The organism is Streptomyces niphimycinicus (genome assembly GCF_018883605.1).
Classification (GTDB): Bacteria; Actinomycetota; Actinomycetes; order Streptomycetales; family Streptomycetaceae; genus Streptomyces; species Streptomyces niphimycinicus.
The window spans coordinates 1-6,226 of record NZ_JAHLEM010000847.1; the positions used below are offsets into that span (position 1 = coordinate 1).

At 72.6% G+C, this 6,226-nt stretch carries 8 protein-coding genes; 1 reads left to right on the forward strand and 7 read right to left on the reverse strand.

Annotated features, from left to right (window positions below):
• Positions 1 to 229: 229 nt before the first annotated feature.
• From rplT to infC, 3 genes are all read right to left on the reverse strand, one after another.
• Entirely contained in the window at positions 230 to 613 is a 384-nt protein-coding gene (rplT, locus tag KN815_RS44070) for a 50S ribosomal protein L20 (protein WP_078639975.1), read from the reverse strand.
• A gap of 97 nt (positions 614 to 710) precedes the next feature.
• Positions 711 to 905 (reverse strand): 50S ribosomal protein L35, encoded by a 195-nt coding sequence (gene rpmI / locus KN815_RS44075; RefSeq protein ID WP_020867203.1) that lies wholly within the window; start codon positions 903 to 905, stop codon positions 711 to 713.
• Between the two features lie 148 nt (positions 906 to 1,053).
• Positions 1,054 to 1,734: a translation initiation factor IF-3 gene (gene infC / locus KN815_RS44080; protein WP_216347373.1), complete on the reverse strand. Its 681-nt coding sequence runs from the start codon at positions 1,732 to 1,734 to the stop codon at positions 1,054 to 1,056.
• A 334-nt stretch (positions 1,735 to 2,068) separates the two neighbouring features.
• Between infC and KN815_RS44085 the strand changes: the two genes are divergently transcribed.
• Complete coding sequence (locus KN815_RS44085) at positions 2,069 to 2,434, forward strand: DUF1844 domain-containing protein (protein ID WP_216347368.1); 366 nt, start codon at positions 2,069 to 2,071, stop codon at positions 2,432 to 2,434.
• Positions 2,435 to 2,511: 77 nt separating this feature from the next.
• Here the strand turns inward: KN815_RS44085 and KN815_RS44090 are convergent, their stop codons facing one another.
• The 4 genes from KN815_RS44090 to KN815_RS44105 form a co-directional block, all read right to left on the reverse strand.
• Complete coding sequence (locus tag KN815_RS44090; protein WP_216347369.1) at positions 2,512 to 3,312, reverse strand: MIP family channel protein; 801 nt, start codon at positions 3,310 to 3,312, stop codon at positions 2,512 to 2,514.
• Positions 3,313 to 3,465: 153 nt separating this feature from the next.
• On the reverse strand, positions 3,466 to 4,200 hold the full coding sequence (locus KN815_RS44095) for an SseB family protein (RefSeq protein WP_216347370.1): 735 nt from the start codon (positions 4,198 to 4,200) through the stop codon (positions 3,466 to 3,468).
• Between the two features lie 80 nt (positions 4,201 to 4,280).
• Positions 4,281 to 5,498 (reverse strand): type VII secretion-associated serine protease mycosin, encoded by a 1,218-nt coding sequence (gene mycP, locus KN815_RS44100; protein ID WP_216347371.1) that lies wholly within the window; start codon positions 5,496 to 5,498, stop codon positions 4,281 to 4,283.
• Positions 5,495 to 6,226: hypothetical protein (locus KN815_RS44105; RefSeq protein WP_216347372.1), on the reverse strand; the 732-nt coding region annotated here is incomplete at its 5' end. The genes KN815_RS44105 and mycP, both read right to left, overlap by 4 nt.

Sequence of the window (6,226 nt, forward strand, 5' to 3'; positions counted from 1 at the left end):
CGGCCACCGGCCCGCACCCGGCGACGAAACGCCAAGAGCCAACGCCGCGCCCCGCACCAGCCGATCCGCGAGGCGAAACGCGGTGCGCACAACCCGGCCACCCGGCCACCGGCCCGCACCCGGCGACGAAACCCCAGGGGGCACAGCGCGAGGGCACCCACATGCGCGAACCCGCAGGTACGCGTTCACCTGCGGGTCCGTGGCGTACAGCTCAGCGCAGCGCTTGCGGTTACGCGGCCTTCGGCGCGTTGACGTCGCTCGGCAGCGCCTTCTGCGCCGCCTCGACCAGCGCGGCGAACGCACCGGCGTCGTTCACGGCGAGGTCGGCCAGGATCTTGCGGTCCACCTCGATGTTGGCGGCCTTCAGACCCTGGATGAAGCGGTTGTACGTCATGCCGTTGGCGCGGGCAGCGGCGTTGATCCGCTGGATCCAAAGCTGCCGGAAGTCGCCCTTGCGCTTCTTGCGGTCGTTGTAGTTGTAGACCAGAGAGTGGGTGACCTGCTCCTTGGCCTTGCGGTACAGGCGGGAGCGCTGGCCCCGGTAGCCGCTGGCCTGCTCGAGGATCGCCCGGCGCTTCTTGTGGGCGTTGACTGCCCGCTTGACGCGTGCCACTTGTTAACTCCTTGTACGGGGCCGCGGGTGACTCACGCGGCCCGGAAACGAATAGGTCCCGGTCTGGCGCTCGCCCCGCCGAAGCGGGGCGGGGGCGTCACTTGCCGAGAAGCTTCTTGATCTTCTTGGCGTCGGCGGGGGCCATCTCGACCTTTCCGGCCAGGCGGCGCGTCAGCGTGGACGGCTTGTGCTCGAGAAGGTGGCGGCGACCGGCGCGCTGGCGCACCACCTTGCCGGAGCCGGTGAGCTTGAAGCGCTTGCTGGCACCGCTGTGCGTCTTGTTCTTCGGCATGTCGCCGTACTCTCCTCGTCAGGGCGCTGTCCGGGCGGCCGCGGCGCGGGGCTGGCCACGATCCGGGCGTCCGGAAGCGTCATGTGTTTCGGTTGGACTCCGGAGCCGTGCGGCTCCGGGTGGGCGGTCGAGGCTCTCGCCTCGCCCATCACGCCTCGGCGGGCTCCTCGGCGGGCTCCTCGACGGAGCTGACGCCCTGGCGCTCCGCCTTGCGGGCGGCCTGCGCCTCGCGGGCTTCGGCCATCGCCTCGGTCTTCTTCTTGTGCGGACCGAGAACCATGATCATGTTGCGCCCGTCCTGCTTGGGGTTGGACTCGACGAAGCCCAACTCCTGGACGTCCTCAGCGAGCCGCTGCAACAGCCGGTAGCCAAGCTCGGGCCGGGACTGCTCACGGCCACGGAACATGATCGTGATCTTGACCTTGTCACCCTGCTTGAGGAACCGGACGACGTGACCCTTTTTGGTGTCGTAGTCGTGCGGGTCGATCTTCGGCCGGAGCTTCATCTCCTTGATGACCGTGTGCGCCTGGTTCTTGCGCGCTTCACGGGCCTTCATGGCCGACTCGTATTTGAACTTTCCGTAGTCCATGAGCTTGCAGACCGGCGGACGGGCGTTCGCCGCCACCTCGACCAGGTCGAGGTCGTACTCCTGCGCAAGCTCCAGGGCCTTGGCAAGCGGCACAATGCCGACCTGCTCGCCACTGGGACCGACGAGTCGCACCTCGGGGACGCGAATCCGGTCGTTGATGCGGGGCTCGGCGCTGATGGATCCTCCTCGGTTGCACCACGCGACCGCCTGGCGGACTGCCGCGTAAGTCTGTTTCGGTATGACCACCACGCCGTGACGCACAAAACGCCCCGACGGGTACACAGGCGGGGCTCCTCATTGACCGGGAGCACCGCCGCGATAACACCGCGGGGCGCAGCCTGACCGATGACCTGCCGACCCGGGGGGTCGGGAGGTGGGAGCTGGGGAGCCTCCACTTGTGGGCCGGACACGCACGTGACCGGCCGGTCGTTTATCTACGATACCAGGACTGGCCGGGGATGCTCACCCGGTGCGTCCTCGGCGTTCCTGTGAACCCACCCGCCCCGTGCGTAGGGCGCCGGGCGGCCGCCTAGGCTGGGGCCCACCATCCCTCAGGAAGTGAGCCCCGACCACCATGAGCGACGCCAACGCCGGGCAGCCGCCGGCCCCCGACTTCGACCGGATGACCCGGGACATCGCGGATGTGCCCGCGGTCGAGGTGATCACCACGGTCGCGGTGCACCTGATGAGCGCCGCCGCGGTCAACCTGGGCCTGGCCGAGGAGGGCCCCCAGCACAAGGACCTGGACGAGGCGCGGAAGCTGATCAACGCCCTGGCGGGGCTGGTCACGGCCAGTGCCACGGAGATCAGCTCCTTCCACGCCGCTCCGCTGCGGGACGGGCTCAAGTCCCTCCAGCTCGCCTTCCGTGAGGCGTCGGTGGTGCCGGACGAGCCGGGGCAGGGGCCCGGCGAGAAGTTCACCGGCCCGGTCTTCGACTGACGGCCGCCCTCCGGGCCCGCGCCTCTCCTCCGGGCCCGGGCCCCGAGACCGGCTCAGGCTCGGGCTCGGGCTCGGGCTCAGGCCGCCTCCGGGCCCTTGGTCTCCTGACCGCCCGCCTCGGGGCGGCGGCCGCCGCGCAGCCGCCCCCACGGTCCGGTCACCGGGGGCGGATGGGCCTCCTCCCGGTCGGCCTGGCCCGCCGGATGGAGATGGGTGAACCGGTGCACCACGGCGGCGAGCACCCCGCCGACCAGCGGTGCCACGATGAACAGCCACAACTGGCCCAGCGCATCGCCGCCCGCGAAGATCGCGGGGCCGAAGCTGCGCGCCGGATTGACCGAGGCCCAGGTCAGCGGGATGCCGATCAGATTGACCGCGGCGAGGGCCAGGCCCACCGGGATCGGTTCGCCGCCGACCAGCGCCACCGAGTGGGTCACCGCCAGGAAGACGAAGACCAGCAGGAAGGTCAGCAGCACCTCGGCGAGGAAGGCCCCGCCCGCGCCCATGCCCACCGGCGAGCGGCCGCCGTAGCCATTGCTGCCGAAGGCGTCGGCCGTCTGGAGCCTGGGCACCTGGTTGGCGAGCAGGAAGAGCACCGCGGCGCCCACGATCGCGCCGACGAACTGCGCGACCCAGTACTGGACGGCCGTACGGATGTCGATGCGCTTGACCAGCAGCACGCCGAGGGTCACCGCCGGGTTGATGTGGCAGCCCGAGATGCGTCCGAACGCGTAGGCGATCGCGATCAGCGTGAAGCCAAAGGCGAGCGAGATCCCGAGGGCGTTGATGTAGTCGCCCGCCAGGACCAGCGAACCGACTCCGAAGAGGACCAGCATCGCGGTCCCGATGAACTCCGCTACGACCGTTCTCGTCTCCATGGCGCTCTCCTCACGCAGATTCCGACCGCCAGTCGCCTAAGCATTGTGGGGGGAATCGGGACGATTCGCCTGTTGGTCCGAATGGGGAAGGCCGGGGTGCGCCCCCGCAGCGGGATGGGCCCCGCCTCATCAGCGGGCCGAGGCCACGCCCCGTCAGCGGCTGAAGAGCGGTTCGCCGGGGACCTTCGCGTCCGGCGGCAGCAGCGCCAGGGTCAGCCCGCGCACCAGCCGTGCCCGCAGCACCTCGTCGGCGGCCAGGGCGCCCGCCACCCGGTGCGCCGTCTCCCGCGCGGGCGCCTGAGGCACCAGGGCGAGCGCGAGCATCCCATCGGCGTCCGCCGCCGGGGCCAGATGGGCCCGGAGCACCTCCGGCTCGGCGGCCAGCACGGCCCGCACGGCCTCGGTCACGGCCGGGTCGGCGAGCGGATCGGCGCTGGTCCGCCCCTCGGCGAGGGCCAGCAGCGCGGGGCCGGTGAGCTGGTACGGCACCGGGCCCGCGAGGTCCAGGACCAGCGTGTCCGCCTTCTCATGGGCGGCGGCCTCCAGCGCCTGGCGCAGCGGTACGGCCACGGGCCGGGCGTCCGCACGCCAGCGGGCCAGCGTCTCGAGCGAGGTGAAGGCGGGCAGGGCGCGCCGACCGCCGGGGGCCTCCAGCGTGGGCACCGCCATATCGCTGCTCTTCTCCCGACGCAGGCCATCGGGCCCTTCCTCGACCTCGCCGAGAATCGCCATCACGGGGACGAGAAGGCGGGCGTCGGCGAGCGCGGCGAGCACCTCGGGCTCGGCCGAGCGGTCATCGGCCCAGGCGGCGAGTGCCGCGGTCAGCCGGGGGTCGGCGGAGCCGTCGTCGCCGGAGAAGCCAGGGTCGGGAATGTTCTTGAGCGCCACGCCATGAGGGTATCGAGGGCGGCGAGGGCCCGACGCGGCGGGCGACGCGGATGTCGGGCGACGCGGCGGGCGACGCGGCCTCAGCGCGCCCGGATACCCGTAAGCGTCGCGCGGAGCCTGCGTGGCATCCGCAGGGGGCCCGAGCCGCGCCATAGGGCGACCGCGGCGACCACCAGGGCCGCGCCGCCGATTCCGGCGAGGAGCGCCATCTCGTTGGGACCGGAGTCGTCGTGCGCGCCCTGGGCGTGGCCGGGGCCGTTGCCGAAGTAGCGCTGGGGGGAGGCGGCCACGGCGGGGCGCTGGGCCTCCGGTTTCATCTTGCCGCCCGCGGCGATCGCCGCCGCCGGGTCCACCAGACCCGCGCCGAGGGCGTCGCTGTGGCCGCCCTCCGGGACGTCCTGGGCGGTCTCGGTGAGGAGGTCCCGGATCTGGCGCGGGCTCAGCTCGGGGTGGGCGGCGCGGACGAGGGCGACGGAGCCGGAGACGAAGGCGGCGGCGGCGCTGGTCCCCCAGCCCTCGTAGTAGCGCTTGTCGGGGTCGGCGATGACCACGTCGACGCCAGGGGCGCAGACGGTGGCGTACCAGCGGCGGGTGGAGAAGGCGGCGCGGGAGCCGTAGCGGTCCACGGCGGTCACGGCGATGACCCCGGGGTAGGCGGCCGGATAGGAGACCCGGTCGCCCTTCTCGCCGCCGTTGCCCGCGGAGGCGACCACGGCCACGCCCTTGCGCAGCGCGTACTGCACGGCGGCGTCCTCGGCGGCCTCGGGGTGGGCGGAGGCGCTGTCGTCGCCGAGCGAGAGGTTGATGACGTCGGCGCCGTGGTCGGCGGCCCAGCGGATTCCGGCGGCCAGCGCGCCGCCACGGGACGAACGGGCCTTCTTACGGGCGGCGTCGGAGTCCTCGAGAATCACCCGCACCGGCAGGATCCGCGCCTTGGGCGCGACGCCCAGGACGCCCTCGCCGCCGCCCGCGCCATGGCCGTGACCGGCGATGATCCCGGCCATGGCGGTGCCGTGGCGGGCCCAGGCGCGTTCGCCGCGCCGGGCGCCGAAGCCAATGAGGTCCTTACCGGGCAGCACTTGGCCTTCGAGGTCGGGATGGCTGTCGTCGACGCCGGTGTCGAGGACGGCGACGGTGACCCCGGAGCCCTTGGTGGTCTGCCATGCCTCGCGGACGTGGAGGGTGTCCAGCGCCCACTCCTGGGCCTGTATGCCGTCGGCGTCCGCGGGCGCGGCGAGCACCAGGGTCAGTCCGGCGGCGGTGAGAGCCACCGCCAGGCGCCGCCCGATCCCGGTCATGACGTGGTTTCCGTGAACGTGGACAGGGCCCGGCGGAATATGGGCTCGATCGCGTCGGCGATGGCTCGGGCGTCGTTGCCGAGGCCCGACTGGGCGGGGGCAGAAGTGGCGCCCCGCTGGGTCGCCTCGCCAGCCGACTGCGGGTCGGTGACCTTACGGCCGTCGGCGAAGCCGCTGACGCTGTAGACGACGACGGGGGCGTCGGTGAGGATCCGGATCCGCCAGCTTGCGCGCTGGTCGTCGCCGAAACCGGCCGCCGCGGTGCCCTTGGCGGCGTACGCGCGGGGCATCAGATCGGTGCGCTCGTCCAGCTTCTCGGTCACGAAGCGCTGGTGCAGCGTCCGCATCCCGGTGGGGCCGGAGGTGGTGATCAGCAATCCGACGGTGGTGACGCTGGTGCTGGTGGTGTCGGTGTAGGTGGCGCGCACCAGCCGCTTGCAGCCCACCGGGGCCAGCGCCTTGGCGAGCAGCGGGTCGAATCCGCCGCCGCAACTGCTGTCCGGGGCGACGGCTATTCGGGTCCAGACGCGGTCGGCGCCGCCGGGGCCCTCGCCCTTGCCGCGCAGGGTGCGCGGGAAGAGGTCGTCCACGGGGACGCTGTGCCAGGCGGAGCGGGCGTGGGCGTAGGTGTCGGCGGTGGACGGCGGGGCGTCCGGGTCATCGCCCAGCCAGCTCCCGGCCGCCGCGCCGCCGAGCAGCCCGAGGCCGAGGACCAGACTCGCGGCGGC